This is a genomic window from Kitasatospora sp. NPDC090091, assembly GCF_044747365.1.
Classification (GTDB): Bacteria; Actinomycetota; Actinomycetes; order Streptomycetales; family Streptomycetaceae; genus Kitasatospora.
Map to the genome: position 1 here is coordinate 25,091 of NZ_JBIVDY010000030.1, position 26,213 is coordinate 51,303.

Sequence of the window (26,213 nt, forward strand, 5' to 3'; positions counted from 1 at the left end):
GATGACCACCGACCACACCCCCGCCGACGCCGCGGTCGAGAAGAACCCGGGCGCCGAGAAGGCCTTCGCTGTCGTCGAGAGCACCGCCCCGATCGTCATGGCCACCCTCATGCCGTTCCTCGACGCCGAGACCTCCAGCACCGTCGCCACGTTCCTGTCCGCCCCGGTCCTCATCGCCGGCGCCAACGCCGCCGGCCTCATCTCCGAGCGCACCCTCGACGCCGTCCCCGGCGGCGACATCCTGCGCGCCCACCGCGTCCCGTTCCTCGTCTCCGCCCTCACCACCGCGACCGCCGCCGCCACCGGCGCCCTCCAGGGCCCGGCCGGCATGGACTCCCTCATCGCCGGGTTCACCACCATGCCCTCCGCCGCCGGGATCGTCTCCACCGCCTGGTGGGGCGCGGCCGGGTTCGTCGTCTTCTCCCTGCGCCGGGTCCTGCGCAGCAGCCGGCCCCGCCGTCTGCGGGCGGCCCCGCACCCGCAGACGGACCCGCAGCCGCCCGCCGAGACCACCCCGATGGAGCGCGTCCTGCAGCGCTGGCATGCTCACATCTCCGGCGAGTACGGCACCCACCCCGGCCAGCACCTGAAGGTGACCGGCATCGGCCCGAACGCCTGGGAGGGCTTTATCGAGGCCCAGCCCGGCCGCCCGGTCACCGTCCGCCCGGAAACCGTCTCCGGCGTCTACCGGATCCCTGCCGCGTGGGTGCGCATCACCGACGGCCCGCACGACAGTGCCCGGAACATCCACGTCGACCTCGTCGCCCCCGACCCCGGGGAGCAGCCCCAGTACGGTGAGCTGGAGCTGCGGTGGCTGCAGCGCGTCGCCCGCTCGGGCGGATGTGTGCCCGGCACCCACCTGGAGGAGATCACCCCGGACCCGGCCACCGGCGGCGTCGCCGCCTGGGTCGTCGCCGACGATGACACCGACACCGTCACCGTGCCCACACAGTTCCGCCTCGCCGGCGCCCTGTATGTCAAGAACCCGCTGCTCGTCGCGTTCGAGCCCACCCTCAACCCCCGGCGGGCCAAGCTGCGGCTCATGGAACGCTCCCCGCTCGAGACCGGCACCCCGCTGCCCGGCCCCGAGGCCCTCGTGGCCAACGACAACGGCTACGTCCGGTTGGGCCTCGGAGTCTCCGGGCGGCCCGCCCGTATCCAGCTGTGCGACCCCAAGGGCGGCGCCCAGCACGTCCTCGTCGCCGGTGTCACCGGCTCCGGCAAGGGTGGCGTCCTGCAGCTCCTCGGCCTGGCTTACCACGTCAACGGCTGGGCGATCATCTACGCCGACCCCAAGGGCAGCAGCAACCCCGACGTCGAGGACATGGCCGCCTACGCCGGCTGCGGCCTGGAGGAGGCCATGGGCGCCCTGCGCCTGGCCTACGCGATCCTCCTGCACCGCATCGCCCAGTCGAAGGAGAAGCGGCAGAAGAACTTCGTCGCCACCCCGGAACAGCCCTACATCGTCCTCATCCTGGACGAGTTCGCACAGCTACTCGGCGAGAAGTCCCCCTACGCCGCAGAGGCCGCGTTCATCATCAGCGCCTACGTCTCGCTGGCTCGCTCCCTTGGCATGGCCCTCGTGCTGTGCGGGCAGATCATCAACCTGGACAAGATGGGCTCGGACACGGCGATCCGCGACAACGTCTTCTACGGCGGCCAGCTCGTCCTCCTGCGCAGCGACGGTGCGCAGAAGCACCGGGTCGACCTGCCCGACAGCTTCGACGGCATCGACCCGTCCCAGATCCCCGCGTACTGGACCGGCGACGACGAGTCCCTGATCTTCGACCCGACCATTCCCGAGGACGACCCTCGACGGACCTTCGGCGTCGGCTACGTCGCCGGCCCGGACGGGCGCGCCGAGCAGATGCGCGCCTGGATCCTCGAGTCCGCTGCCGGCATGTTCGACCCCGACCGCATCACCATGCCGGCCGACTTCCCCGGCTGGGACGACCGCGACCTGATCGCCACTACGCTCGTCGGCCCGGCCGCCGCCGACAGCGACGACATCACCACCACCGCCTGGGTGCCCGCCCAGGCTGCCCCCGCTCTGACTAAGGAACCCACCGCCGCCGAGAAGATCCTCATTGCCCTCGACGAGTGCCGGGACCCCCTGGGCCTGGAGGTCGGCTACCTGCACATCGACCAGATCATCACCATGACCGGCATCGCCCGCGGCACCGCCGAGAACAAGCTCAGCACCCTCACGAAGGACGGCACCATCGTCCGCCACCCGACTACCAAGGGCTCCTACGGCCTCCCCCTCCGGCAGGCCGACCAATAGGCCCAGGCACCCCGAGGCCCCCGCTCCACGAGGAGCGGGGGCCTCGTCGCGTCCGGCGCGCGGCGCAGCGGGACCGCCAGCGCCGGTTCCTGGCCGGGGATCAGCCGACCGCGGCCGCCGCGGTGGTCCGGCCGATCGGCCAGTGCGGCCCGCTCCGGTCGTCGTACACCCACGCCCACTGCGCGCCGGGGGTGACGGTGACGCCGTAGTCGTACAGCACCGGCCGGCCGAGCGCCTCCCACTGGTCCCAGGCGGTGAGCAGCTCATCGCCGATCCGGCGCGGCCCGCCCTGGTGCACCACCACCGCCCGGCCGGGCCGGGCGGACATGGCCGCCCACGAGCGGGCGCCGTCGTGGACCCACGCCGAGACGCCGTCCTCGTCCGTCCCGGTGGTGAACACCGCGTCCGGTGCGGCGACGCGCAGCGCGAACCGGAGGGACCAGTCGTCGCGCAGCGGCGCCAGGTCCCGGTGGACGGTGTGCTCGGCCTCCGCCGGTCCGGTGCCGCGCACCGCCGCGAACCCCGCAGCCCCGGCGGCCCCGGCCGGGGCAGTCAGGGTGTGGCCGCGGTCGGGCATGAACTGTGCCAGGCCCTGTACCCAGCCCGAGGCGGACTGGCCGTCGTCGGCGACGGTGAGGGCGACGTGCCCGAGCCGGCCCCACGGGTAGACGATCCGCCCGCCCGGCCGGGTCGCTTCCACCCACGTCCACGGCACCCGCTCGACCGCGTAGGTGGCGTGCACCCGGTCGAACCGGCCGCCCGTCGGGACGGCCGCGGTGCCGTCCCCGGTGACCACCTCGGCGTCGACCCCTGCCGCGGCGAGGCGGCCGCGCGCGAAAGCGGCCAGGCCGGGGTCGACCTCCGTGGACACCACCCGGCCGGGCCCGGCCCGCCACGCCGCCAGCGCCGTGCTCCAGCCCTGCCCCGTACCGACGTCCCACACCCGGTGCCCGGGCTCCAACTCCAGGCTGTCGAGCATGTCGACCACCACGCCCTGCGCCGACAGCGACGACGAGGGCAGACCGCCGGTGACCTGGGTGACCGCCGCGGCGTCCTGATCGGCGTACAGCTCGCCCACCCACCCCGCCGGGTCCACCGCCCGGTCGACCGGCACGTACGCGTGCCCGTCCCACCGCCACAACCGGTCCGGCGCGAACAGGTCGCGGGGCAGGGCGGCCACCGCCTCGCGCAGCCACGGCGAGTCGTCCGGCCACGCCGAACGCCCGGCCATCGCCGCGTCCAACCGCGCCCGCCCCGCCACCACCAGGGCGTCGACCTCGGGGGTCACTTCTTCTTGTGCTTTCCGTCGCTCGCCGGCTGCGCGGGCACCTGCCCGTCGGCGTTGCCGGGCGGCGGGTCCCCCTTGCCGGGGTCCGGCGGCGGCTTCTCGTGCTGACCCCTGGACGGCTGCATGGCTGCACTCCCCTTCGTGTGCGGTACACGGACGGGGCCATCCTGACGCCCCGTCGGGTCGCGGGGAAGGGGGCGTGGCGGTGCGTCGGGGGCGTCCTGCGGGTGGCCGTACGCCGCCGGGCGACACGTTGAAGATATGACTGAACCCCGGGGGGTAGTCATGACTGAACCCCGGGGTGTAGCGTGTGTGGTGTTGGGGGTAGCCGCCCCCAACACCACAGCCCAGCAACGGCGTTGCGACCGCCGTCCCCGGGCTCACCCAGGAGGATACGTCATGGCCGACGGCACCCAGGTCCAGGTCCACTCCGTCACCGAGGACACCGAGCTCCACTGCTGGTACGACCGCGAGTCCCAGGCCCAGTCCGTCTACGTCGAGCTCGGCCTCTCGGACGGCATCCTCCTCGCCTCCTACAACGGCATCGTCGGCTCGGGCATGCCGGCCTCCGTCTACCACGGCATCGACCGCCGATGGAGCATCCCCCCGCTGACCGCCGACGGCGCGAACAAGCTCCTGGCGGAGATCGCCCCGCTCGCCCAGCGGGTCCTCGACGGCTCCGACGTCGAGTGGGACGGCCGCAACCACGTCGGCCGGATCCTCACCGACGACGCCCAGGCCGCCTACGACGCGATCAGCGAGCTGTGCGAGGCCATCGAGCCGGAGGACGACGCCGTCCTGCAGGTCTGGAGCATGGACACCATCGGCGAGGGGTGGACCGCCGAGGAAGCCGGCATCACCGCCGCCACCACCGACGAGGAGCTCAAGCAGATCGAGGTCCGCCTCACCGAGGAGTTCCGCGACGGCATGGGCTTCAGCGCCGTCGTCATCGATGGCCTCGACGACTACCTGCGCGAGCTGCGCGACGACCTCGCCGCCCAGGCCGCCGAGAACGAGGACGACGAGGACGAGGACGAGGACTGACCTCCCCGTGCGGGCGGCCCCGGCGCATCCAAGCCCCGGGGCCGCCCGCACCACTCCCAACCCCGACACCGACCGGAGAACCACCATGAGCACCAACACCCCCGAGTGGCTGCAGGCCGTCCAGGAAGCCGACATCGAAGCCGACCTCCTGCGCGACAAGGCCGAACAGGTCGCCGTCCGACGCGCCCACGCCATCTGGCGCGGCGTCCAGGAGACCGGCCCGGGCGGCCGCGACGCCGCCGCCGCGCAACTCGGCACCACGGTTCGCGCCGTCGACAAGGCCATCGCCCGCGCCAAGGCCAACCCCCAGTACAGCCACCTGCCCGGCAACCTCCTCGAGCGCCTCTTCGACCTCGAGATCGCCGACCTCAAGCCCCTGCCCGCCGACTGGTGGACCGCCATCGCCCACCTCGTGCGCGGCACCATCATCGACTCCATCTGGCTCGACGCTCCCGCCGAACTCCTTGCCGCCGACCTGGAGGAGGCCGCCCTCGACGGCAGCGACCTGCAGGGCTGGGACACCGCCCCGATCGCCGCCGCCGTCCGCACCTGGAACCGCACCCAGACCCTCGCCGTCCTCGAAGCCATCCGCCAGGACGCCACCGACACCCTCCCCGTCGCCGAGGCGGACCAGAACACCGAGCCGGGAACGGACCAGCCGTGACCGCCCCCGCCCCGCTGCCCACCGGCATCACCGCGCGCGACCTGCCCGAGATCCGCGCTGAACTCGCCACCTGGCTCACCGACCCCGGCCCCGACGGCGGCCCCGCCATCTGGTCCGCGAACTTCGACCCCGACGCCGCCGCCCAGGAACGCCACGCCGCTCTCCAGTGGGCGCACTCCCTGCGCGTCGCCGACCTCTACTACGCCAACGCCGACATGGCCCGCCTCGCCTTCAGCGCTGGCGCAGCCCTGCCCTCCTACCGCCTCCACCCCGAAGACCTCCCCGCCCGCAACGGCCTGGTCGTCTGGGAGGAACCCGTCACCGACGCCTACGACGGCGGCGAGTACACCGGCGCCCCGATCACCGCCGCCACCTGGATGATCGACCGCAACGGCGTCCAGATCCGCACCTGGGCCACCCGCGAGAACTGGCTGCGCTTCATGGCCGCCGGCGACCCGCGCGCCGGCCTGCGTAATCTGACGAAGACCGAGGTCGACCGCCTGCGCCGCCGCTGCCCCCAACCCATCGTCAGCTTCCACGTCTCCTACCTGCCGTTCGCCAAGGTCCCGGGCTGGCTGCGCGACACACCCCAGGACACCAGCGGCATGAGCCTGGTCGAGCTCGAATCCCGCTACAGCGCCCTCGACCAACTCCAACAGGCAGAACGCGCACTCATCGTCACCTGGCTCCTCATGGGCCAGACCCTCGCCACCACCGAGGAACAGCACGCGAGCAAGACCTCCGCCAAGCGCATCGCCCGCCTCGACCCGAACCTGCTCACCGCGGTGCGCTACGTCCGCCTGCGCCACCGCGGAATCCCCCACCAGGACCGCGCCGACGAACCCGCCGCCGGGCCGCGCCACCACCACCGGTGGATCGTTCGAGGCCACTGGCGCAACCAGTACTACCCCTCCCGCAAGGACCATCGCCCGATCTGGATCGACGACCACCTCAAGGGCCCCGACGGCGCCCCCATCCTCGACCCCGACAAGCTCGTCAACGTCCTGCGCCGATAGCACTGTGTGTCAATTCCGGGCCGCGCCCACACCCCGGCCTCCCTACGATGAACTCCACGCCCCGGCCCGCGCCCCCGGGCCGGGGCCCGACTCCGATTGAGGACGACGATGGCCCCCTCGCGCAGCACGACGATCCGCAAGTTCGCCCACGGCCTCGCCCAGGCACACGACTGCGCGATCGATGCCGCCCCCGACGACGGCCGGACCTGGAGCCTGCGCTGGCACGACGGACCCACCCGCAACCACGTACGAGAGAGCGTGGACCGGGAACTCCCCGAGCACGCCGACATCATCCGGCTGCACCGGGAGCTCAGCGCCGAGGCCACGGTCCTCGGCGCGATCCGTGCCTACACCACCGGCAACATCGACACCTACTCCAACATTCGCCCCTGGAACCTGCGCGACGCCGCCCAGAACCTGCTGCAGGACGTCGCCGACCCGCTGGCCGGTGCCACCGACCGCGAACGCGCCCTGGTGGCCCACCTCCTGGACACCACCGCCCGCACCGCCGGCGGCTTCACCTACCGCGACGCTGACAACGCGCTCGACGCCTTGGTCGAGCACCGCGGCATCGGCTGGCTCCTCACCACCACGGTGCCCGGCGCCAACCCGACCCCCCTCGAAATCCTCACCGCCCACTACGCCCGCGAGCACGCCGACGTGTTCCGCACCGCCGGCACACCGATGCCCGCCCGCGCCGCCTGGAATGCCGTCCTGGCCGACCCCGCACCCGTGCCCGAAGCAGCGCAGGCGGGCCTCGCCCTGCTGCCGATCCTGCGCGCCGAACTGGACGCCGCCGAGGAGCGCCTGCGCGCCGCCGCCACCGGAGCCTGAAGAACCCGGCGGTCGGCGGCTCGTTGGGCCCGGCATGGACGACCAACTGCTCCTCGAGGCCGCCGACCGGCGGGCCGCCGCATGTACCTGCGGCGCGGGTCGGTGTGCCCGCTGCCGGGGCACGGGCTGGGAACCAGGCAGCCCGCCACCCCGCGCCGAGTGCACCGCCTGCGACGGCCTCGGCGGCGACCGCCCGCACACCGCGGTGTGCCCGGGTGAGGACGTCACCGTCCTCGGCTACAGCCAGCCCCTGCCGCCCGGCCGGTAAAGACAGCCCGGGGCCCGGGTCAGGCCGGGATCAGTTCCAGCCGCTGTCGTCGGTAACCCCCCACGACGCATCCGGCACCACGCCCCACACCGAGTCGGTGGGAGCAGCGCCCCAGATCGTGTCCGGGCTGGTACGGGCGGTGTGAGCGGTCATGGCGGCCTCCCTGCCACAGATGATCGGGACTGCCACCCTAGGCGTGCGGCAGCGTACTGAACAGGCCCTTCGCTACTGCTTGGCCGGTGCTTCGAGCTTCAGGTCCGTGTCCTCCAGGCGTAGCGCAGACAGGCCGAACTGTCGGGCGCGGAGCCGGACGTTGGCGTCGTTGCTCAGCACAGTGGTACCAGCTGCCGGGTTGAGCTGGTGGATGTCGCCGGCGGTCAGCAGGATCTGGGTGTCGGCGTCCACGGTGGTGGAGTGGTTGGGCATCCAGACCTCAAGCGTCACACCGGGGCGGCGCGCGGCATCGACAGGGACCTGCTCGTTCGGCTTGGCACCGAACAGGGTCCGCTCCAGGTACTTGATGGCCGCGCCGGCCAGCTCGGACCGGCGCCCGCCCGCCCACTTCTGCCGGTCCAGCTCCTCCACCACCGCAAGCGGCACCACCAGACGCGCCGACTCCACGGAAACGCCGCCGATCCGCCATACCCGAGCCCAATCGATGTCGCTGAACGGCTTGGCGTTCAGAACGACGTTGGTATCCAGCACCACAGGTAGCCCCGGGCGCTGCGCCAGCGCCTTGATGGTGCGCAGCTGCACCTGCGCCTGCTCCAGCGCGGCTATCTGGACGTCGAGCTCGCGGTAGACGGGTCGGGGGGAGGGCGCGTTGGTCATGTCGGTCACGGCGAAGAGGTGCCAGTACGCCGTCGACTGCAGGTGGGCGACCAGGTCCGGTTCGGCGAACGGTTCCAGGTGCGGCAGGACCTCGTCGACGGTCTCCAGGTAGGTGTGAAGTGGGCCGGGACCGGGGTACCCGGAGCTTCGGGCGTTGGAGAGCTGGTTGATCGCGTAGCCGAGGCCGCGTTCGGCCTGCTCCATGGTGTGCAGGGGCTTGAGTCGCATGCCCGGCATCCTGACAGCTCGCATCACCCTGGTGACAGCGGTTTGACGAGCGGCACCTTCGCCAGGCAAGGTCCCGCGTGTCATCGCTTCGAGCGGATCGCCTTGGGCCGACTTCACTCCTCAGGCCGTAGGCGGATGTAGCGCACGGTGGCGTGCCGGCCGGTTCCGACCGCGACCTCGACGGTCACCGGTGGACCGGTGATCGTCCACCCCGGGCCGCCTTCGCCGGCCGGCTCCAGGCGGTCGGCGAGGAGCTCGGCGATCGGGCCGGCCTGCACCGAGGTCAGCCGCGGCGAGGTGACCGCGGTGCGGCCGTCGGGCAGCCGCACGAGCAGGTTGTGCGGGCGCCGTGGGGTGCCCATCACGGCGAGCAGCACGCCGTCGAGGGTGTGGGTGTGCCGGATCTTCTGCCAGGCGCCGACGCCCGAGGTGACCCGGTACGGGGTGGACCAGCCCTTCGCAATGATGCCCTCGATACCCATCGGCTGGAGGTCACGGAACCAGACCCTCGCCTCGGCGAGACTGCTCGTCGCCATGGTGACCTGCAGCGGCGGCCGGGCGCCGGCGAGCGCCATCTCCAACGCCTCCCAGCGTTCGCGCAGCGGCCGCGCCCGCACGTCCCGGCCCGGTACCGCGAGGACGTCCCACGCGACGTACAGCACCTGCGTCCCCGCCGCCTTCCGCGCCGCCGGGGTCCGCAACAGCGCGGTGAAGTCGAGCCAGCCGCCCGGGCCGACGGCCACGACCTCCCCGTCCAGCACCAGACCGACGGGCAACCGCGCCAGCACCGGCGGCAAGCTGGGGAACCGGTCGTTGAGGCGATTGCCTTGCCGGGACACCAGCACCGGCTCGTGCCCCGAACCGACGAAGACGAGCGCCCGGATCCCGTCCCACTTCGGCGTGTACTGCACCCCGCCCAGCATCGCGTCCTCGGCCGGCAGCACCGGCACCGGAACCGGCCGCATCACCTCCACCGGAGGGCGCAGCACTACAGGAGACCGGGTACGGGGCACACCTCCAGCCTCCCGTACCTCGCCTCCGTCGGGCCGCGACTCGACGGAGGCGCCAGCCGTTCGGCCGCAGTTCGGCTCGGTGTCGGACATTGACGCCGTCAACATCGAGTAGATCCTCAGTCGGGACACCTCAAGATCGACGCAAGTTTTACGAGGTGCTGCTAAGGCGTAAAGGGCAATCCGTTCACATCAAATGCCCTCTGAGGTCTGGTCGGCGGGATTCTGTAGACACCTGCCGAACGGCTTGTGATGCCGCCCTGACCTGCGCAAATGTGGCGCTCGACCGGGCGGTCTGCCGTCGTCGCTTGGCCACTCCGGAGAATTCGGAAAGCCCACTGCTCCCGCCTGGCCACCCCGCGTATGTGTTCTCGCGGACTCAGGAGAGGCATAGTCGAAGCAGCCCCACCCCGAGCAGAACTTGGTAGGGACGGCTCGTAGCAGGGCTGCGATGTGCACCGCTCACCGGAAGGAAAGCCAATGCAATTGAACAATAGCGCCTTCAGGCGCTTGGCCGGTCGGGCCGTGGACGCCGCGGTCACTGCCACGGTGACAACGATGATCGCTGTGACCATCACGTGGACCCTCGGCTCGGGGCCCGTCTGCCGTCAGCTGGCGCCGGCGGCCCCGAGGCAGACCACGGCACAGCAGGTGGAGGGGGTGACCACGGCACCGACCATCGCCGGCCCCCAGTAGACCAGTGAACCAGCTGCCTACCTATCGGTTCCGCAGGCCGGCCCCGGCCGGCCTGCCGCACCCTGGAGGCCGGACCGGGATGATCACCAAGCCCGCCTGCGCGACGATGGAGTGGTGAACACCTCCGCTCCCCGGTACAGCCCCGGCGACGTCGTGGAGGAGACCGCGACGTCCGCGCGGCTGCGCGTCCTCGCTGTCGGCACCGAGGCGTACTTCGTGCGTCGGCTCGGTGCCGACGCGCCCGAGGAGCCGGCCGAGTACGCCTGGGTGCACGCCGGCTGCGAGGTCGCCACCCGGCTGGTCGCCCGGGGCGGGGTCACCGGGCGAGCGTGACCGTGATCGGCACGTCCTCGCAACCCGCCGCAATCCGGCGCAGCGCCGCCAGCTCGATGTCGTCGACCGCCAGGCCCCAGCGCGTCTTCACCGCGGTCCAGTCCTCGGCGTACCGGCACTGGTAGGCCGCGGTCGGCAACCACTCCGCGAGGTCCTTGTCGGCCTTCTGCCTATTGGACTGGTAGGAGACCGCGATCAGCGTCCGGGAGTCGCCCTGGTCGTTGGCGTAGGCCTCCCGCTCGGCCGCCGTCCACTTCGACGCCCCCGAGTCCCAGGCCTCCGCAAGCGGTGCCAGGTGGTCCACGTCGATCTTGGTCGCGTCAGTGATCGTCCGGTCGTCGTACGGGCTGAACCAGACCCCGCCGACCAGTGCGCACCGCGGCCCGACCTCGGGCGCGACCAGCGCCTCGGACAGGATGACCTCGCGGCGGGTGTCGCAGCCGTCCGCCGGATCCAGGCCGGCGTTCCAGTGCCTGAACGCGGTGCGCACGTAGCCGGTGCGGTCCTCCGGAGCGACCGGCAGCGCGTCGATCAGCTCGCTGAACTGCGCTGTCACGGTCTCACCGGGCACGCGGCGCCCGGCCGCTGGCGCGGCCGACGCCGGTACTGCCGCTCCGGCCGATCCCGCCAGCAGCAGCACCGCCACCGCGGCCGCCCGCAGCTTTCCCCGCCTGGTCGCCATCCGCCCCACTCCGTCCGCCCGGTGATCACGTCACGGTGATCATCCCGGCACGGAGCAGCCGACCGGTAGCGCTCCGTCACCGGATTCACCCGGGACGGGGAACAAGTCGTACCGCACCGCGCGGTGGTGCGCTCAGCTCTGCTCGGCGAGCTTCCGGGCGTCCTCACGGACCGACTTCTGCAGCTCGAAGCGGTTCCCGCCGGCGGCCGCCCAGTACGCGTGAGCGTGCAGCCGCAGCCCCGCCGCCGAGAACGCCTCGTACGCGGCCCGGTCATCGGGCGCAGCCACCCACGCGGCCTCCGCCGCGTACCAGTCCCGCTGGGCCTGCACGGCCTGCTCGCGCAGGGCGGCCACCTGCACCGCGTGTTCGGCCTGCTGCACGTCGTCGTTGTTGATCTCGCTCACTCCCGCATCGTACGAACGCCCGAGGTCAGAGCCGTGCTGACACCTCTGACGGTTGACCAGATAGAACAGGTGTTCGATCCTAACGGGTGTGCCGAACTACCAGCCCCGCCGACCCGCCCCCGCAGGCGCCGCCGGCTCCTGGCTGGACGCCCGCCGCGCCCCCGCCACCGAGGTCGACCAGGCCGCCGCCGACGAGCGCCAGGTCTGGCAGCCCGCCCTCCTGCTCATGGGCGGCACCTGGGTACCCGCGATCGTCACCGCCTGGAGACCCCTCCCCGCCGGCCGCTGGGCCGCGCACGTCCTCTGGGGCCCGCCCCAAACGGACGAGTGGATCACCTACAGCCCCCGTGTCCTGCGCCCAGCCGCCATCACGTCCAGCCCCGGCCCGCGGGAGGCCGGCTCGTGCTGACCCCCGTCCCCACCCCGGCCGCCAGCGACCGAAGCGACCGACTCGCGGATCTCCTCGAACACACTTCCCCCGAGGCCCGCCAGCGAAGGGTCGACGCCAGCACGTGGCCCGCCCTCGACGCGATTGCTCCGCTCCTGCCCGACCGCCGTCTCCCCCGCGGCGCGGTCGTCGAGGTCCTCGGTGACCACTACCTCCTCATGGCGCTTGCGGCCGGCGCCGCCCAGCACCCAGATCTGCATGTCGCAGCTGTAGGTATGCCCGACCTCGGGCTCGCGGCCCTGAACGCCATGGGGATCAGTTACAACCGCCTCGCTGTCGCCGACGACCCGGGCGCCCACTGGCCCGAGGTCGTCGCCGCACTCATCCGCGAAGGCGCCTTCGGCGTCGTCCTGCTCCAACCCACTACCGCCCCGCAGCCCCGCGACCACCAGCGCCTCGCCGCCCGCCTCCGCGAATCCGGCTCCACCCTCCTCGTCACCACCCCCTGGCCCGGCGCAGCACTACGCCTCACCACCAGCCGCCCCCGCATCGCCGGCCTCGGCGACGGGTGGGGCCAGATCGTCTCCCGAACCGTGGACGCCGAGTGCACAGGCCGCGGTCGAGCCGCCACCCGAACCCGCACCGCCACCCTGCTCCTGCCCGGTCCGGACGGCACCGCCCAGCCCTCGCCCGCCGCCACCTCGGAGGAGACCAGCCCGCTGGCCGACGTCGCCATGGCGTAGCCCCAGTTCAGTGCTACGGGTTGAGGGTCTTACGGGACACTGCGAGGAAGCTGTCGACCGCGTCGCTGAGCTTCAGCGTGCGCGCACTCATCACTGCCGAAGCAGGCGTCCCGGCGAAGTCCGGCTGCACCACGCTGTCCGCGCTCTGAACAACGTTGAAGGCTGCACCCAGGACTTTCTGGGCTGCCTCGGAGACCTCTTCCGGTCCCTCCAACGCGATGAGAGGAAACGCGGCGCACAGCTCGCGGTAGTCGTTGGTGACCTCATCGACCCACACAGGCGTGTACTGCTCGGACTCCGTCGGTCCACCCAGTGGGTAGCCGTTTGCGGCGTGGGGGTAGGCGTTGGTGCTCAGAGTGTGAGCAGCGCGGAGGAGCGCGGCGTACGCCTCGCGCCGCTTGTCCCGCTGCTGGGTCAGGAGCTGGTGACGGCGCGCACCACGCGAGGTGATGAACGCCGAGGTGACGGCCCCACCAGAACCCACAAGTACGCCGATGATCGTCCATATCCCTTGGTTCATGGGCGAGATCGTACTGACGGGCCGTCGGCCCTGGCGGCGGAACGACGATGGCCCCCGGCATACTGCTCACACTGGGGGCCGTCGCCATGGTCTTCTCGGGACCGCTGCGCACCCTAGCGGCTGCCACTGACAGTTCGCACCATGCGCGCTACGCCGTGTGCCAGCTGACCTTCGCCGCGGAGACCGCGAAGCCGGGGGCGAAGCCGGCGAGCATGCCCCGCTGCCCGTGCGCCGGGGGGTCGTCGAACGTGCGGCGCAGCACCGACAGGACGGAGGGGCCGCCGAGGTTGGCTTCCTCCGCGAACTGGGCGCGGGAGTGCCGCAGCGCCTCCGGGTGCAGGGCGAGCTGCTTCTCCAGGTCCTGCATCACCCGCAGTCCGCCCGGGTGCGCGACCACGAAGTCCAGGTCCCACGGGCCGTCTTCGCCGGCGGCGAGCCAGGCGCGCATCGCCGGCCCCGACTCGTTGATCGACTGCGTGGCCGTGCGGTCGGAGTCGAAGTGGACGCCGGCGTCGTCGACGCGCTTGTGGTAGCGGTGCGCGCTGCCGGGCAGCCAGTACTCCCAGGTGTCGTGGATGCGCAGCGCGGGGCCGTCGGTCGGCTCGCTGGAGACGATGGTGGCGGCGCCGGAGTCCCCCCACAGGCCGGAGTAGATGATCTGCTCGATGCCGGTGTCGTCGATGTGGATGGTGGTGCTGAGCGCTTCGGCGCCGACCACCAGGGCCCGGGAGCCGGGGTGGGCGTGGACGTACTGGTCGGCCATCACCAGGATGTGGGCGCCGCCGCCGCACCCGAGCTGGGTGATCGGCCGGCGGGCGACGTCGCGGCGCAGGCCGAGTTCGTGCACCAGGTGGATGTCGAGGCCGGGGACGACGTCGCCGGTGCTGTGGGTGGTGACGACGCAGTCGATGCTGGCGGGGTCGATGTCCAGCTCTTGCAGGGCGCCGCGCGCCGCGGCGGTGCCCATCGCGAGGACGTCCTCGACCGCGGTGCGGTTGCGCTCCTGGAGGTCGCGGTCCGACACGACGACGTCCAGGGGGCGGCTGTAGTGGCGCAGGCGGGGTGCCTGGGCGGCGATCCGCTCGATGACCGGCAGCCGCGGGTGGCCGGCGTGCCGGCCGGTGATGACCTCGGCGAGCTCGTCGCCGGTCACGGTGTGTTCGGGGAGGAATATGAAAGGTCGAGACACGAACGACATGTGGAGGAATTCCCTTCGCTTCAGCCGCCGATCGGGGCCGACAGAGGGTGGGTGTGGTCGCGCCAGTTCGAGGGCTTCGCCCGGTAGTTCAGGAGCAGGTGCATCAGCAGGAAGCCCGGCGCGGCCAGCGGCATCGAGGGCCCCATCGTCACCGTGACCCGCTCGTTGCGGCCCGCGTGCCACAGGAACCGCGTGTCGCCGTCCGGCTGACGGTACGACTCGTCCAGACTCGCGTAGAGCGGCCCCGCCACCGGGTCCTTCTCGACCTTCCGCACGAGCAGGCCGAGCTCCCGATTCTGCGGAAATTGGTTGTAAGCCGCACGCAACTGCGGGAGCACCAGACGCGCCCAGCTGTTCTCCCAGTCCGGCAAACCCACTTCCCTGGAATACCGCGAGAGAACCATCCACTCCATCGTATTCTCGGGCGGTATCCCATTCGGAAAGATATCCGCAAACCGCTGATTGTAGAACCGGACCTTCCAGGCCCGGTCGGTTATGTACGCAGGACCGCCGTAGTCGTCGACGATGTCCTGCCAGTGCTCACCGATGACCACCGACGCCTCCGGCTTCAACGGGTACGGAGGGTGCGAGTTCAGCCGGTACAGCCACAGCGCACGCCAGTCCTCCTCCGTCATCCGCAGCGCCCGCGCCACCGCGAGCAGGTACGACTCCGTCGGCCGCGGCCGCTCCGACCCGGACTCGAACCGCGAGTAGGTCCCCGGGCTACGATCGGTCAGCAGGTCGATGTCGCTCTGCCGGAGCCCGCTCGCCGGCCGCCGACCCTTGCCCGCGTACCGGCTCACCGGCAGCCCGACATCCGCCGGCCCAAGTTGTGAACGCAACTTCGACAGCAACGCCTTCAAAGCCGGCTTGTCGCCTATGGAGCCCGCCGCGCCCGCCACTTCGACCACGCCCTCCTGTCGCCTCTCCCGCGGGGTGGCCGCAGTCAAGAGATCCCATTAATAGGGAAAGATCGTCCCTATGAATGGATGCTATCCGTGGGGAACAATCATGCCCCTGGGGGTGTCGCCCCCGGCTCCGACGGACCCTAACAGGGAGGACGCTCCGTGGGAATTGCCAACGAAAAGACACGAGATTCCACCCAAGCACTAAGGCAACCCTCACCGGGAACCCCGTACCCCGGCTCCGCCCGCACCACCGCCACACCCGCCCTCGCCGCCGCCCCCACCCCCGGACCGGCCCCCACGGCCACACCACGCCCCCCCGCGTCCGGACCGGCCCGGCACCTCACCCTCGTCACACCCCCCGAGAACCCCGCGCCCCGCCGCATGCGACCCACCATCGCCTGCATGCTCGCCGCCGGCCTCGACCTCCCCACCGCCTGAACCGGCGAGCGCGCTCCCAACGCACCACACCCTCGCCACGGCCTTGCACCCCGTCCTACGCTGAGCGTCCGGACAAGACCGTCCGCAACCACTTGACGGCGCGGCAGGAATGAACCCATCATCTGATCAGATGGGCCTTCATCCGCCCAGCAAGCCACGAAGGGCCGCCCCACACCGGGCGGCCCTTCGGCATTTCCCCGGCCAGGCAGGAGGGACGCGCCGTGACCGACTACCGCCCCGTCCTCCTCCCCCCAGGCGTCATCGCCGCCCTCATCGGCCGCCCCGTCGGCACCGTCAAACGCTGGGGCCACGAAGGCCGCCTCACCCGCCACGACGGCCGCTACGACTACCTCGAGCTCCGCGACGTCGTCGAAGGCCGCGCCAAGCGCCCCGCCAAGCGCCCCTGAACACCCCTCACCCCCAGGAGGCCACGTGGCAGACGAACCGCCCACCCCCACGGCCGGCACCACCGAACCCCTCACCGTCCACACCGCCCTCGAACACGCCGCCCGCCTCCTCCTGAACGCCGAGCTGGTCACCGACCACTCCCTCATGGCCCGCCTCGAGAGCATGGCCGACAGCTGGAACAGCATCGCCCGCACCCTCATCGCCGACCGCGACGGCCGCGACGACTAACCCAGCCCCCAAGCAGCCCCGCCGGCACCTCCCCCTGGCCGACGGGGCCCCCAGCCGCCTGCCCGGACCGCTCTGAGGGGGGCAGGTCCGGGCAGGCCCCCCACCACCGCCGGGAGCAGCACTGCACACCACCGCCGACCCCGACACGTGGCACGCCCTCGACGCCCCCTTCACCACCTGGGACCACTGGCAGCCCATCCCCGGACGCTGCAGCCGCTGCAACACCCCCGCCGAACACGGCCACACCCGCTGGTGGCACCTCGGCCCACCCTGCCCCTCCCGCGGCCGCACCGCCCACTTCATCCCCGACGCCGCCCCCTAGGCAGCGCCCCGCCCCCCTCACCCCTCGGAGACCGGCATGAAGCCCACCGTCGGCCGCATCGTCCACTACCACTCCCACGGCAGCCCCGTGCAGCCCGACGGCACCCAGCGCTACCGCTCCCAGCCACGCGCCGCCATCATCACCACCGTCCCCGAGCACCTGGACAAGGAGCCCTACGACGGCTGCCCCAACGACGGCACCCACCTGCCCTACGTCGTCAGCCTCGCCGTCCTCAACCCCACCGGCCTGCTCTTCGACGAGGCCGTCCCGTACGCCGACGAGCCCACCCCGGGCTGCTGGTCCTGGCCCCCACGGACCTGAACCACCATGGCCACCCACCGCCCCTCCCCCGCACAGCGGGCCAAGGCCGCCATCGCCCGGATCCGCCGGCGCTACACCCACCGCGCCAGCCGGCGCCCGCCCGAGCAACCCAGGCCCAACCCCGTCCGGATCGCCGTCCTGGAGCACGACCTCCTCGGCATCCCCCCGCAGCCCGGCACCGCAGCAGCCCTCGCCATCGCGCTGCGCCGCGTCGCTACCTGCATCGAGCACCAGCCGGTCGACGTCACAGCCCTCACCGACCCGGCCCCCAACGCCGTCTGCAGCGGATGCGGCCAGCACCTCCTCCACACCGACGGCCAGTGGCGCCCCGCGGCCATACCGGCGAGCAGCACGAGGACGGGTGACTCACGATGACCGCACGCTCCCACGGGCTCTTCGTTCAGACCCCCAACACCGATCACACCATCGCCCTCGACCCCGGCCAGTACGCCGCAGCGCTGCCCCACCAGTGCGACGAGTGGGTCATCGGCTGGGGCAGCCCAGTAACCGTCATCGACGCCCTACAGCAGCTCATCGACGAAGCCACCGCAGCGATCGCCACCCTGCGCGCCGACCACCAGGCGACCCGGTGACCCGCCGCCGCGCCCTCGCCGTCTGCACCGTCGCCGGCTGCCCCGAGCTCACCGACGGCGGCCGCTGCGCCCAGCACCGCACCGAAGCCGAACGGGCCCGCGGCACCGCCCGCCAACGCGGCTACGGCACAGCACACCGCACCCGCTTCCGACCCGCCGTCCTCGCCCGCGACCCGCTGTGCGTCTGCGACACCCAGGACCACGGACACGGCCAGCCCTGCGGCCGGCCCAGCCAGCACGCCGACCACCACCCCCTCAGCCGACGCGAGCTGGCCGCCTCCGGCGCCGACCCCGACGACCCCCGCCAGGGCCGCGGCCTCTGCGGCCCCTGCCACAGCAGCGAGACCGCCCGACACCAGCCCGGCGGCTGGCACCGCTGACCACCCCTCACCCCTCAGGAGACGCCCATGGCGCGCATCCAGGCCCTCGCCCTGCCCATTCGGCCCGACGGTGCCAGGCCCTTCGTCCTCATCGTCGACAGGGTCGCCGGCTGCAGCCCCGAGGAGCTCGCCGACCTCACCGCCGCCCTGCCCGCCCTACGCGACCAGTGCGGCGCCAAGGCCGTCGTCGTCTACGACGGCAAGCTCGACGTCGCATGACCCCCACCGGGCAGCCCCGCCACCACGTCGCCCTCACCTCCACCGGCATCACCCACCGGCTCACCATCGACGGCACCGACGTCTCCCACGCCGTCCGCTCCTGCACCCTCCACCTCGCCACCGGCGAGCACCCGGCCCTCGCAGTCGAGCCCCGCGTCGTCGCCCTCGACACCACCGAGGTGGACAGCGCCGTCGTCCTGGTCCCCGACGCCACAGCGGCCCTGCTCGTCGCCCTCGGCTGGACCCCACCACCACACGCCGACCAGTGAGCAGCCACCAGCCGCACGGGCCAGGGCCGGCCGCCCCGTACCCCACCCCGCCACCGTGGGTGGACCCCGACGCCGGCCCGCCCGCCCTGCTGCTCCCGCCCGGCCCCCGGCCCTGCCGCTCACCCGCCGTCGTGGCCGCCGTGCGCGCCGCCCTCGGCCTGCCGCCCGCCGGCCCGCCACCGCCCGCACCCACGCCCTGAGCCAGCCGCCGGCTGCCCGCCCCGCCCCTCGGCCACGCCAGGGGCACGGCCACGGCGCCGCCCACGCGGCCCAGGCAGGGGCCGGCAGGGCACCAGCACGGGCACAGCGGGCCACGGGGGCGCCGCGGCAGCCCTCAGGGCCCCACAGGCTGCCAGGCGGGCCTCACGGGCCGTCACCACCCTGCTCCCGGGGCTCGCTACCCACCGTCACCACCCCCAGGGGGGAGGCCCCCAGGCCCCCACGGCCGGTGGACCGCCGGGGAGCGCGCTGCCCGGTTTGCCAGGTTCAGAACTCCCAAGATGATCATGGGCTAGGTGACTGACGGTGACCGCGTTCCCGGTCAGCCGCCCCCAGGCGGCCTACCACCACGGCCCGGGACACCCGCCGAACCACCCCCGCAGCACCTGACCGAGCGCAACGCCGGCCAGCCTCGCGCCGCGCAACGCGGCCACCCCAAGGAGAACCCCACCATGGCCCTCTTCTGCTGGATCCTCGCCGCCTGGACCATCATCGGCACCCTGATCACCATCACCTCCGTCGGCAAGGTGCGCACCCCCATGACCGGAGGCGCCGCCGCCGTTGCCGCCCTCATCAACGCCGCCGTCGTCACTGGCCTCGCACTGACCGCCACCGGAGTCCTGCGGTGACCCGCGGCGGGGCACGCGCACGATCCGGCCCCGCCCCCGACCCCATGGCACTGCGCCGCGAACGCGACGCCGGCGAGTGGACGATCCTGCCTGCCGAAGGTCGCCAGGGCGCAGCTCCCGAGTGGCCGCTGACGGAGCAGAGCCTGCGGGAGGAAGGGCTGTGGGAGCAGTTGTGGGCCAAGCCGCAGGCGCTGATGTGGGAGCGGTACGGGCAGGAGCTGGAGGTCGCGCTCTACGTACGCCGGCTGACCGAGGCCGAGCTCATGGACTCTCGGGTCAACCTCACCACCGTGGTGCGACAGATGGCCGACAGCCTCGGCCTGACCACCCCGGGCATGCGCGCCAACCGGTGGCGAATCAACCGCGACGAGGAGCCGGCCACTGCGCCCACCGCGCGGTCTGCGTCGGGCTCCGGTCGCACTTCGGCACGTTCCCGACTTCAGGTCGTGACCAGTGACGGGGCTTGAGTTCGAGGTCGACTTCCCGACGCTGTGGGTGGTCTGCGACTGGATCGAGCGGCACTGCGTCATCCCGGACGGCTTCCGCAAGGGCGAGCCGTTTCAGCTGTACGACTGGCAGCTGTGGTGCACCGCGAACCACTACCGGGTCAAGCCCGAGGCGCAACTCGGCCAGCTCGCACCGGCGTTCCACTACCGCCGCTCGCAGTGGGTCGCTCCACAGAAAATGGGGAAGGGCCCGGGAACCGCATCGATCTGCGCGGCGGAGGCCGTGGGGCCGGTCGTCTTCGCCGGCTGGGCCGCCGGTGGCGAGGTCTACGACTGCCGGGACTGGGGCTGCGGCTGCGGCTGGGTGTACGAGTACGAGCCCGGCGACGCCATGGGCCGACCGTGGCCGACGCCACTGGTGCAGATCACCGCGTTCTCGGAGGAACAGACCGACAACGTCTACCGGCCGCTCCAGTCGATGATCCGCAACGGTCCGCTGGGCGAGCTGATGAAGGTCGGCGAGGAGTTCATTCGCCTCCCCGGCGACGGCCGCATCGACGTGGTCACCTCGTCCGCCCAGTCCCGCCTCGGCAACCCGGTCACGTTCGTCCTGCAGGACGAGACGCAGCTGTGGACCGTCGCCAACAAGATGACCCGGGTCGCCGAGACCCAGCGCCGCGGCGCGGCCGGCATGGGCGGCCGGACGATGGAGACGACCAACGCCTGGGACCCGTCGGAGAACTCGGTGGCGCAGCGCACCGCCGAGGCCGCCGCCAAGGTCAAGGACATCTTCCGGTTCCACCGGGTCCCGCCGGCCGCCCTGAAGTACGAGCTGAAGGCAGACCGGCGGCGCATCCACCGCTACGTCTACGCCGGGGCCGGCCACGTCGACCTCGACGCCATCGAGGCCGAGGCGGCCGAGCTGATCAGCGTCGACCCCGCGCAGGCCGAGCGGTTCTTCGGCAACCGGATCACCGCGGGCACGGGCGTGTGGCTGGCCCGGGACCGCTGGGACCTCCGCGCCGCCGACCAGCACGTGCCGGACGGCACCCCGATCGTGCTCGGCTTCGACGGCAGTGACCTCGACGACTGGACCGGCATCCGCGCCGAGACCCTCGACACCGGGCACCAGTTCACGCCGGTCTACTCCAGCCTGGAGCTGCCGACGATCTGGAACCCCGCCGAGTGGGGCGGCCAAGTACCGCGCCTGGAGGTGCACGCCGCCGTCGACGAGCTGATGCGCCGCTACCGCGTGGTGCGCATGTACGCCGACCCGCCGTACTGGGAGACCGAGGTGGACACCTGGGCCGACAAGTACGGCGACAAGCGGGTCGTCCGCTGGTGGACCAACCGCATCGTCCAGATGCACGCCGCCTGTGAGCGCCTGCTCACCGACGTCACCAAGGCCGACAGCCGGTTCACCCACGACGGCTGCGAGGACACCTCCACCCACGTCGGCAACGCCCGCCGGGCCGCCCGCACCGCCGACCGGTACGTCCTGCGCAAGCCCGCGCCCCACCAGAAGATCGACCTCGCCGTCACCAGCATCCTCGCCCACGAAGCCGCCGGCGACGCCATCGCCGCCGGCCTCGCCCGACCCACCAAACCACGGAGAACGACCGTGATGCGATGACAGGGGGTGGTGTCCGGTGACGCTGGCCGATCTGACCCCCGAGCAGTGGCTCAAGCGCCTCGTCGCCGCCCACGACGAGGAACGCAAGGGCCTCGAGCTCATGAACGCCTACTACGAGGGCCGCCAGCCGCTCTCCTACATGGCGCCGGAGCTCCTCAACGAACTCCAGGACCGGATGCGCCAGGTCGTCATCAACTGGCCGGAGCTCATCGTCGACTCCCTCGAGGAGCGGCTCGACATCGAGGGCTTCCGCTACGCGGACTCCGAGACGACCGCCGAAGACCTGTGGCAGATCTGGCAGGCCAACGACCTCGACGAGGGCTCCCAGCAGGGCCACGTCGACGCCCTCGCCCTCGGCCGGGCCTACGCCATCGTCGGCACCAACGACGAGGACGACGACATGCCGCTCGTCACCGTCGAGTCGGCGCTGCAGGTCCACGCCGAGCAGGACCCGCGCACCCGCCGGCTGCTCGCCGCGGTCAAGCGCTGGGAGGAGCCGTGCCTGGGCGCGGCAGCGACCAAGATGGCCACCCTCTACCTGCCCAACTCCCGGCACGTGTTCGCCCTCGACAAGGGGGCGTGGGCGGAGCAGCGGGACGAGGGGGACGAGCACGGCCTGGGGCAGCTGCCGGTCGAGATGATTGCGAACCGGCCGCGGCTGGCGGGCCCGCTCGGCCGGTCGGAGCTGAAGACGGTGATCCCGCTGTCCGATGCCGCCTGCAAGATCGCGACGGACATGATGCTCTCGGCCGAGTACCACGCCATGCCGCGCCGGTGGGCCACCGGCGCGTCCCGGGACGACTTCGCCGACGAGCAGGGCAACCCGCTCGGCGCGTTCTCCTCCCTCGCCGGGCGTCTGTGGGTCAACGAGGACCCCAACGTGAAGTACGGCCAGTTCACCGAGGCGCAGCTGACCAACTTCCACGAGACGATCAACGCCCTGGCCCGGCTGGTCGCGGCCCTGACCGGCCTGCCGCCGCACTTCCTCGGTCTGGCCACCGCCAACCCGCCGTCCGCGGACGCCATCCGCTCCAGCGAGGCGCGGCTCGTCAAGCGGGCCGAGCGCCGCCAGCGGGCCTTCGGCGGCGCCTGGGAGCGGGTCATGCGGTTGGCGCTGCTGGTGCGCGACGGCGAAGTGGCGCCGTCGGCGCGGTCCCTGGAGACCGTGTGGCGGGACCCGTCCACGCCGACCTACGCGCAGAAGGCGGACGCGGTGGTCAAGCTCCACTCGGCCGGGATCCTGCCGACCGAGCAGGCCTGGGAGGACCTGGGCTACAGCGCCGAGCAGCGCCGGCGGATGCGGGAGATGCAGCACAGTGCGCTGGAGCGGGCGATGGGTGGCGACCTCGCGGCCGGCTACGGGCCCAAGCCGCAGCCCGACCTCCTGCCGTCCGGTGAGGACGCCGCCGAACCCGCCCCCGCCACTGCCGGGGCCGTGGCGGCCGGGCCGGGCCGCGGGGAGTAGCGGTGGCTACCGCGGAGGAACTCGCTACCGCGCACTACCTGCAGCAGCAGCGCACCGTCCGCCAGGCCGCCGACCGGGCCCAGGCGGTGTGGCGCAGCCTCGGCTTCGACCCGGCGGGCATCGACGGCCAGTGGCTGTCGGTGGGGCCGGCGCTGGTGCAGGCGGTGACGGACGGACAGCAGGCCGCCGCGGCGCCGGCCGACGCCTACGTCGCCGCCGTCGTCGCCGCGGACGGCGCCGCCGGAGATCCGGCCGGGCAGGTCCGCACCGGCGCGTTCACCGGCCGCGCCGCCGACGGCCGCAGCCTGATGTCCCTGCTGTACGAGCCGGTGATCGACGCGAAGTGGCGCGCCACCACCGGCCTGCCCGGCCTGGAGGCGATGACCGGGGGACTGGCCACCCTGCTGCGCGCGGTGACCACCGAGGTCGCCGACGCCGGCCGCACCGCCACCGGTGTCGGGATCGCCGGGAACCGGGCCACCCGCGGCTACGTGCGGGTGCTGAGCCCGCCCTCGTGCGCCCGCTGCGCCGTCCTCGCCGGCAAGGAGTACGCGTTCAACGCCGGGTTCGACCGGCACCCGCACTGCGACTGCGTGCACCTGCCGATGACCCGCTACCGGCGCGGCGACCGGACCATGGACACCGCGCGGTACTTCCACAGCCTGTCCCGCGCGGAGCAAGACCGCGTCTTCACGATCCACGGGGCGCAGGCGATCCGGGACGGCGCCGACATCAACAGCGTGGTCAACGCCCGCCGCGGCATGTACCAGGCCGGCGTGGGCCTCAACCGGGTGCGCGCCACCTACGACGCGACCACCGTCCGCGGCGCGTTCTTCCGCTCCGAGCGGGAGCGCGCGATCCGCCTGGGCCTGATCCCCCGCAGCCAGGACCGTCGCGCCTTCAAGCTGACCACCCGCCGGCTGCTGCCCGAGGAGATCTACCAGCGCGCGGAAACCCGCGACCAGCTGATCTCCATGCTCCGCCGCTACGGCTACCTGACCTGACCACCGGCGCAACGCCGGACCGGTCCCACCTCCTGCAACGGGAGACACACCACCATGCCCAACCTGACCCAAGCCTGGTTCGACCTCGCCCGCCACGACGAGACCGACCAGGGCGACCCCGCCGCCGGCGCCGACCCGGGCACCCCGGATCCCGCCGACGACGACCAGCACGACCCCGCTACTGGCGCCGACCCCGCCGACGACCCGGCCGGCGAGACCAAGCCCGCAAGCGACGACGAGGCAAAGCTCGGCGACGCCGGCAAGCGGGCCATCGACCGGATGAAGGCCGACACGGCCGCCGCCAAGCGCGCCGCGGCGGAGGAGCGCAAGGCCCGCCTCGCCGCCGAGGCCCGGGTCCGCGAGTTCGAGGACCGCGACAAGTCCGAGCTGGAGAAGGCCACGGCCAAGGCCGAACGCGCCGCCGACCAGGCCGCCAAGGCCGTCGCTCGCGCCGTGTCCGCCGAGATCAGGGCCAGCGCCACGGACCGGTTCGCCGACCCCAGCGACGCCATCGAGGTCCTGATGCGCGACCCGGCCCAGTACGTCGACGCCGACGGCGACATCGACACCGACGCCATTCAGGCCGCCCTCGCTGACCTGCTCGACCGCAAGCCGCACTGGGCCAGGCCCGAACCCGCCCCCGCGGCGCCGGCCGAGCCCGCCGCGGAGCGGCCCCGCCGGCCGAGGCCGGACCCGGGCCAGGGCTCCCGCCCGCCCGCGCCGCCCACCGACTTCCGCTCCGCCTCCCGCGAGGAACGCGACGCGGAGCTCGCCAAGTACGGGTACCGGCTGCGGTCGTGATCCACATCCGCGCCCGCCTGGGCGACGGGCGCACCTCCATCGAGGTGGTCGGCCATGAGGAGCACGCCGCGGGAGGCCGCGTCTGCGCGGCCGTATCCGCCGTCACCCAAACCGCACTGCTGGGCCTCGAACAGATCGCCCGGCAACACCCGGACCTCGTGTCCGTCACCATCACCGAGGAGTGAGCATGTCCCCCACCCTGACCGCGGCCCGCCAGTGGTTCGACCTCGCCCGGCACGACGTGCGCGGCACCGTGCCCACGCAGATCCGCGCCATGCTGCAGAACGGCATCCTGGACCGCGTCTTCCGCGACGCCCTCGTCCCGAACTTCATCTTCCCGGCGATCGCCGACTCCGAGCCGTGGATGGCCGGCCTCGGCGACACCAAGACCTTCACCCGCAAGGGCCTGCTCGCCCCGGTGACCACCCCGATCACGGGCTCCGACCCGTCCGCGGCCACCTACGGCATCGAGCAGTGGTCCGTGACCATGGATCAGTACGCGAACTCCATGGACACCAACATGCTGTCCAGCAGCATGGCCCTGGCCAGCAAGTTCCTCTCCGACGTCGAGACCCTCGGGATCAACGCCGGCCAGACCATCAACCAGGTCTCCCGGAACAAGCTCTACAACGCCTACTCCGGCGGCCGGACCTGGTGCACCACCGCCGGCGGCTCGGACACCAGCATCATCGTGCAGTCCGTCGCCGGGTTCTCCACCGTCCTCGTCAACGGCGTGCCCACCCCGGTCTCCGGCGCGAACCCGCTCAACGTCACCATCGCGGGTGTCGCCAACACCGTCGTCGGCGTCAACAGCGGCACCAGCACGCTGACCCTGGGCACCGCCCGCGCCGACGTCGCCGGCGACTACGTCCTGGCCTCCAACGCCCCCGTCACCATCCGGGCGACCGGCAACTCCGCCTACGACCTGTCCGGGTCCAACGTCGTCACCTTCGCCAACTTCCGCGCCGCGGTCGCCCGCCTGCGGAAGATGAACGTCCCGACGATCAACGGCTACTACGTCGCGCACATCGACCCCGACACCGAGGCGCAACTGTTCTCCGACAGCGACTTCAAGCAGGCCCTTCAGGGGCGCGTGGACTCCCCGGTCTACCGGGACCTGTCGATCGGCCGTTTCGGCGGCATCGACTGGGTCCGCAACATCGAGTGCCCGACCATCCTCGGCGGCTCGGCCGGCACCGTGACCGTTCACCGGCCGATCGTGCTCGGCGGCGGCGCGCTCATGGCCGCCCCGTTCGACTCCACCGGCTCCCTCCTCGCCGGCACCGGCGTCGAGGACGTCCCGGACGTGCGCACCATCAACGCCGCCCCCGGCGTCGACGTCACGATGATCGTCCGCCCGCCGCAGGACCGCCTGCAGCAGGTCCTCACCACCACCTGGTCCTGGATCGGCGACTACGGCGTCCCCACCGACGTCGGCACCGGCGACGCCGCCCTCTACAAGCGCGGCGTCGTCATCGAGCACGCCTGACCCCCTCCC

General features: G+C 72.4%; 36 protein-coding genes. 26 read left to right on the top strand and 10 right to left on the bottom strand.

The annotated features are described in order from the left end of the window. Position 1: 1 nt before the first annotated feature. On the top strand, positions 2–2,284 hold the full coding sequence (locus ACIPSC_RS34960) for a hypothetical protein (protein WP_400832671.1): 2,283 nt from the start codon (positions 2–4) through the stop codon (positions 2,282–2,284). A gap of 100 nt (positions 2,285–2,384) precedes the next feature. Here ACIPSC_RS34960 and ACIPSC_RS34965 read toward each other — a convergent pair whose 3' ends face one another. After that, positions 2,385–3,572 (bottom strand): methyltransferase domain-containing protein, encoded by a 1,188-nt coding sequence (locus tag ACIPSC_RS34965; RefSeq protein ID WP_400832676.1) that lies wholly within the window; start codon positions 3,570–3,572, stop codon positions 2,385–2,387. Then, positions 3,569–3,697, bottom strand: coding sequence for a hypothetical protein (locus ACIPSC_RS34970; protein WP_400832680.1), 129 nt, complete (start codon positions 3,695–3,697; stop codon positions 3,569–3,571). Before ACIPSC_RS34970 ends, ACIPSC_RS34965 begins: the two co-directional genes overlap by 4 nt. Positions 3,698–3,971: 274 nt before the next feature. Between ACIPSC_RS34970 and ACIPSC_RS34975 the strand changes: the two genes are divergently transcribed. The 4 genes from ACIPSC_RS34975 to ACIPSC_RS34990 all read left to right on the top strand — a co-directional run bounded on the left by ACIPSC_RS34975 (position 3,972) and on the right by ACIPSC_RS34990 (position 7,130). After that, entirely contained in the window at positions 3,972–4,616 is a 645-nt protein-coding gene (locus tag ACIPSC_RS34975) for a hypothetical protein (protein WP_400832684.1), read from the top strand. Between the two features lie 85 nt (positions 4,617–4,701). Then, entirely contained in the window at positions 4,702–5,280 is a 579-nt protein-coding gene (locus ACIPSC_RS34980; protein ID WP_400832687.1) for a hypothetical protein, read from the top strand. Next, entirely contained in the window at positions 5,277–6,296 is a 1,020-nt protein-coding gene (locus tag ACIPSC_RS34985; RefSeq protein ID WP_400832691.1) for a hypothetical protein, read from the top strand. The genes ACIPSC_RS34980 and ACIPSC_RS34985 overlap by 4 nt, the downstream gene beginning before the upstream one ends. 108 nt (positions 6,297–6,404) lie before the next feature. Then, positions 6,405–7,130, top strand: a complete 726-nt coding sequence (locus tag ACIPSC_RS34990; RefSeq protein ID WP_400832699.1) for a hypothetical protein — start codon at positions 6,405–6,407, stop codon at positions 7,128–7,130. Positions 7,131–7,428: 298 nt separating this feature from the next. Here ACIPSC_RS34990 and ACIPSC_RS34995 read toward each other — a convergent pair whose 3' ends face one another. From ACIPSC_RS34995 to ACIPSC_RS35005, 3 genes are all read right to left on the bottom strand, one after another. Then, positions 7,429–7,551 carry a hypothetical protein gene (locus ACIPSC_RS34995; protein WP_400832702.1) on the bottom strand — a complete coding sequence of 41 codons (123 nt, stop codon included), beginning with the start codon at positions 7,549–7,551 and terminating at the stop codon, positions 7,429–7,431. A 72-nt stretch (positions 7,552–7,623) separates the two neighbouring features. Next, complete coding sequence (locus ACIPSC_RS35000; RefSeq protein ID WP_400832705.1) at positions 7,624–8,457, bottom strand: PIN domain-containing protein; 834 nt, start codon at positions 8,455–8,457, stop codon at positions 7,624–7,626. A gap of 113 nt (positions 8,458–8,570) precedes the next feature. Then, positions 8,571–9,422: a DNA ligase gene (locus ACIPSC_RS35005; RefSeq protein WP_400832712.1), complete on the bottom strand. Its 852-nt coding sequence runs from the start codon at positions 9,420–9,422 to the stop codon at positions 8,571–8,573. 603 nt (positions 9,423–10,025) lie between these two features. Here ACIPSC_RS35005 and ACIPSC_RS35010 point away from each other — a divergent pair. Both ACIPSC_RS35010 and ACIPSC_RS35015 read left to right on the top strand, forming a co-directional pair. Continuing rightward, the gene (locus ACIPSC_RS35010; RefSeq protein ID WP_400832717.1) at positions 10,026–10,163 is read left to right on the top strand and encodes a hypothetical protein; all 138 of its coding nucleotides are present in this window, start codon (positions 10,026–10,028) and stop codon (positions 10,161–10,163) included. A gap of 114 nt (positions 10,164–10,277) precedes the next feature. Continuing rightward, positions 10,278–10,496, top strand: a complete 219-nt coding sequence (locus ACIPSC_RS35015; RefSeq protein ID WP_400832720.1) for a hypothetical protein — start codon at positions 10,278–10,280, stop codon at positions 10,494–10,496. Here the strand turns inward: ACIPSC_RS35015 and ACIPSC_RS35020 are convergent. Beyond that, complete coding sequence (locus tag ACIPSC_RS35020; protein ID WP_400832724.1) at positions 10,480–11,178, bottom strand: HNH endonuclease family protein; 699 nt, start codon at positions 11,176–11,178, stop codon at positions 10,480–10,482. The two genes, ACIPSC_RS35015 and ACIPSC_RS35020, sit on opposite strands and share 17 nt — an antisense overlap. A 132-nt stretch (positions 11,179–11,310) precedes the next feature. Beyond that, entirely contained in the window at positions 11,311–11,583 is a 273-nt protein-coding gene (locus ACIPSC_RS35025; RefSeq protein WP_400832727.1) for a hypothetical protein, read from the bottom strand. Between the two features lie 88 nt (positions 11,584–11,671). Here ACIPSC_RS35025 and ACIPSC_RS35030 point away from each other — a divergent pair, with 88 nt between their 5' ends. Beyond that, positions 11,672–11,992: a hypothetical protein gene (locus tag ACIPSC_RS35030; protein ID WP_400832730.1), complete on the top strand. Its 321-nt coding sequence runs from the start codon at positions 11,672–11,674 to the stop codon at positions 11,990–11,992. Further along, positions 11,986–12,714, top strand: coding sequence for a hypothetical protein (locus tag ACIPSC_RS35035; protein WP_400832735.1), 729 nt, complete (start codon positions 11,986–11,988; stop codon positions 12,712–12,714). The genes ACIPSC_RS35030 and ACIPSC_RS35035 overlap by 7 nt, the downstream gene beginning before the upstream one ends. Positions 12,715–12,727: 13 nt before the next feature. On the opposite strand, the gene ACIPSC_RS35040 is transcribed toward ACIPSC_RS35035, so the two are convergent. The 3 genes from ACIPSC_RS35040 to ACIPSC_RS35050 form a co-directional block, all read right to left on the bottom strand. Further along, on the bottom strand, positions 12,728–13,234 hold the full coding sequence (locus ACIPSC_RS35040; RefSeq protein ID WP_400832738.1) for a hypothetical protein: 507 nt from the start codon (positions 13,232–13,234) through the stop codon (positions 12,728–12,730). A 148-nt stretch (positions 13,235–13,382) separates the two neighbouring features. Further along, positions 13,383–14,423 (bottom strand): PhlD, encoded by a 1,041-nt coding sequence (locus ACIPSC_RS35045; protein ID WP_400832741.1) that lies wholly within the window; start codon positions 14,421–14,423, stop codon positions 13,383–13,385. Between the two features lie 29 nt (positions 14,424–14,452). Then, positions 14,453–15,343 (bottom strand): XRE family transcriptional regulator, encoded by an 891-nt coding sequence (locus ACIPSC_RS35050; RefSeq protein WP_400832746.1) that lies wholly within the window; start codon positions 15,341–15,343, stop codon positions 14,453–14,455. 656 nt (positions 15,344–15,999) lie between these two features. On the opposite strand from ACIPSC_RS35050, the gene ACIPSC_RS35055 reads away from it, so the two are divergent. The 17 genes from ACIPSC_RS35055 to ACIPSC_RS35135 all read left to right on the top strand — a co-directional run bounded on the left by ACIPSC_RS35055 (position 16,000) and on the right by ACIPSC_RS35135 (position 26,204). Continuing rightward, positions 16,000–16,185 carry a hypothetical protein gene (locus tag ACIPSC_RS35055; RefSeq protein ID WP_400832752.1) on the top strand — a complete coding sequence of 62 codons (186 nt, stop codon included), beginning with the start codon at positions 16,000–16,002 and terminating at the stop codon, positions 16,183–16,185. Positions 16,186–16,210: 25 nt separating this feature from the next. Further along, positions 16,211–16,414, top strand: a complete 204-nt coding sequence (locus ACIPSC_RS35060) for a hypothetical protein (RefSeq protein ID WP_400832758.1) — start codon at positions 16,211–16,213, stop codon at positions 16,412–16,414. A 358-nt stretch (positions 16,415–16,772) separates the two neighbouring features. Further along, a complete protein-coding gene (locus ACIPSC_RS35065; RefSeq protein WP_400832762.1) occupies positions 16,773–17,057 on the top strand; it encodes a hypothetical protein in 285 nt (94 codons plus the stop codon). 6 nt (positions 17,058–17,063) lie between these two features. Next, entirely contained in the window at positions 17,064–17,432 is a 369-nt protein-coding gene (locus ACIPSC_RS35070; protein WP_400832766.1) for a hypothetical protein, read from the top strand. After that, positions 17,429–17,650, top strand: a complete 222-nt coding sequence (locus ACIPSC_RS35075) for a hypothetical protein (RefSeq protein ID WP_400832773.1) — start codon at positions 17,429–17,431, stop codon at positions 17,648–17,650. Before ACIPSC_RS35070 ends, ACIPSC_RS35075 begins: the two co-directional genes overlap by 4 nt. After that, positions 17,647–18,030 carry a holin gene (locus ACIPSC_RS35080; RefSeq protein WP_400832778.1) on the top strand — a complete coding sequence of 128 codons (384 nt, stop codon included), beginning with the start codon at positions 17,647–17,649 and terminating at the stop codon, positions 18,028–18,030. Before ACIPSC_RS35075 ends, ACIPSC_RS35080 begins: the two co-directional genes overlap by 4 nt. Before the next feature lie 27 nt (positions 18,031–18,057). Beyond that, positions 18,058–18,249: a hypothetical protein gene (locus ACIPSC_RS35085; protein ID WP_400832781.1), complete on the top strand. Its 192-nt coding sequence runs from the start codon at positions 18,058–18,060 to the stop codon at positions 18,247–18,249. Continuing rightward, positions 18,246–18,518 carry a hypothetical protein gene (locus tag ACIPSC_RS35090; protein WP_400832786.1) on the top strand — a complete coding sequence of 91 codons (273 nt, stop codon included), beginning with the start codon at positions 18,246–18,248 and terminating at the stop codon, positions 18,516–18,518. Before ACIPSC_RS35085 ends, ACIPSC_RS35090 begins: the two co-directional genes overlap by 4 nt. Next, positions 18,515–18,718: a hypothetical protein gene (locus ACIPSC_RS35095; protein WP_400832789.1), complete on the top strand. Its 204-nt coding sequence runs from the start codon at positions 18,515–18,517 to the stop codon at positions 18,716–18,718. The genes ACIPSC_RS35090 and ACIPSC_RS35095 overlap by 4 nt, the downstream gene beginning before the upstream one ends. Before the next feature lie 471 nt (positions 18,719–19,189). Continuing rightward, positions 19,190–19,366, top strand: coding sequence for a hypothetical protein (locus ACIPSC_RS35100; RefSeq protein WP_400832792.1), 177 nt, complete (start codon positions 19,190–19,192; stop codon positions 19,364–19,366). A gap of 44 nt (positions 19,367–19,410) precedes the next feature. Further along, positions 19,411–19,833 carry a hypothetical protein gene (locus tag ACIPSC_RS35105; protein WP_400832795.1) on the top strand — a complete coding sequence of 141 codons (423 nt, stop codon included), beginning with the start codon at positions 19,411–19,413 and terminating at the stop codon, positions 19,831–19,833. Next, the gene (locus tag ACIPSC_RS35110; protein WP_400832799.1) at positions 19,820–21,445 is read left to right on the top strand and encodes a hypothetical protein; all 1,626 of its coding nucleotides are present in this window, start codon (positions 19,820–19,822) and stop codon (positions 21,443–21,445) included. Before ACIPSC_RS35105 ends, ACIPSC_RS35110 begins: the two co-directional genes overlap by 14 nt. Positions 21,446–21,461: 16 nt before the next feature. Further along, a complete protein-coding gene (locus ACIPSC_RS35115; protein ID WP_400832802.1) occupies positions 21,462–22,910 on the top strand; it encodes a phage portal protein in 1,449 nt (482 codons plus the stop codon). Between the two features lie 2 nt (positions 22,911–22,912). Further along, positions 22,913–23,914 (top strand): hypothetical protein, encoded by a 1,002-nt coding sequence (locus tag ACIPSC_RS35120; RefSeq protein ID WP_400832807.1) that lies wholly within the window; start codon positions 22,913–22,915, stop codon positions 23,912–23,914. Positions 23,915–23,968: 54 nt separating this feature from the next. Continuing rightward, on the top strand, positions 23,969–24,715 hold the full coding sequence (locus ACIPSC_RS35125) for a hypothetical protein (protein ID WP_400832810.1): 747 nt from the start codon (positions 23,969–23,971) through the stop codon (positions 24,713–24,715). After that, complete coding sequence (locus ACIPSC_RS35130; RefSeq protein WP_400832813.1) at positions 24,712–24,900, top strand: ribosomal-processing cysteine protease Prp; 189 nt, start codon at positions 24,712–24,714, stop codon at positions 24,898–24,900. The genes ACIPSC_RS35125 and ACIPSC_RS35130 overlap by 4 nt, the downstream gene beginning before the upstream one ends. 2 nt (positions 24,901–24,902) lie before the next feature. Beyond that, complete coding sequence (locus tag ACIPSC_RS35135; RefSeq protein ID WP_400832815.1) at positions 24,903–26,204, top strand: hypothetical protein; 1,302 nt, start codon at positions 24,903–24,905, stop codon at positions 26,202–26,204. Positions 26,205–26,213: the final 9 nt, after the last annotated feature.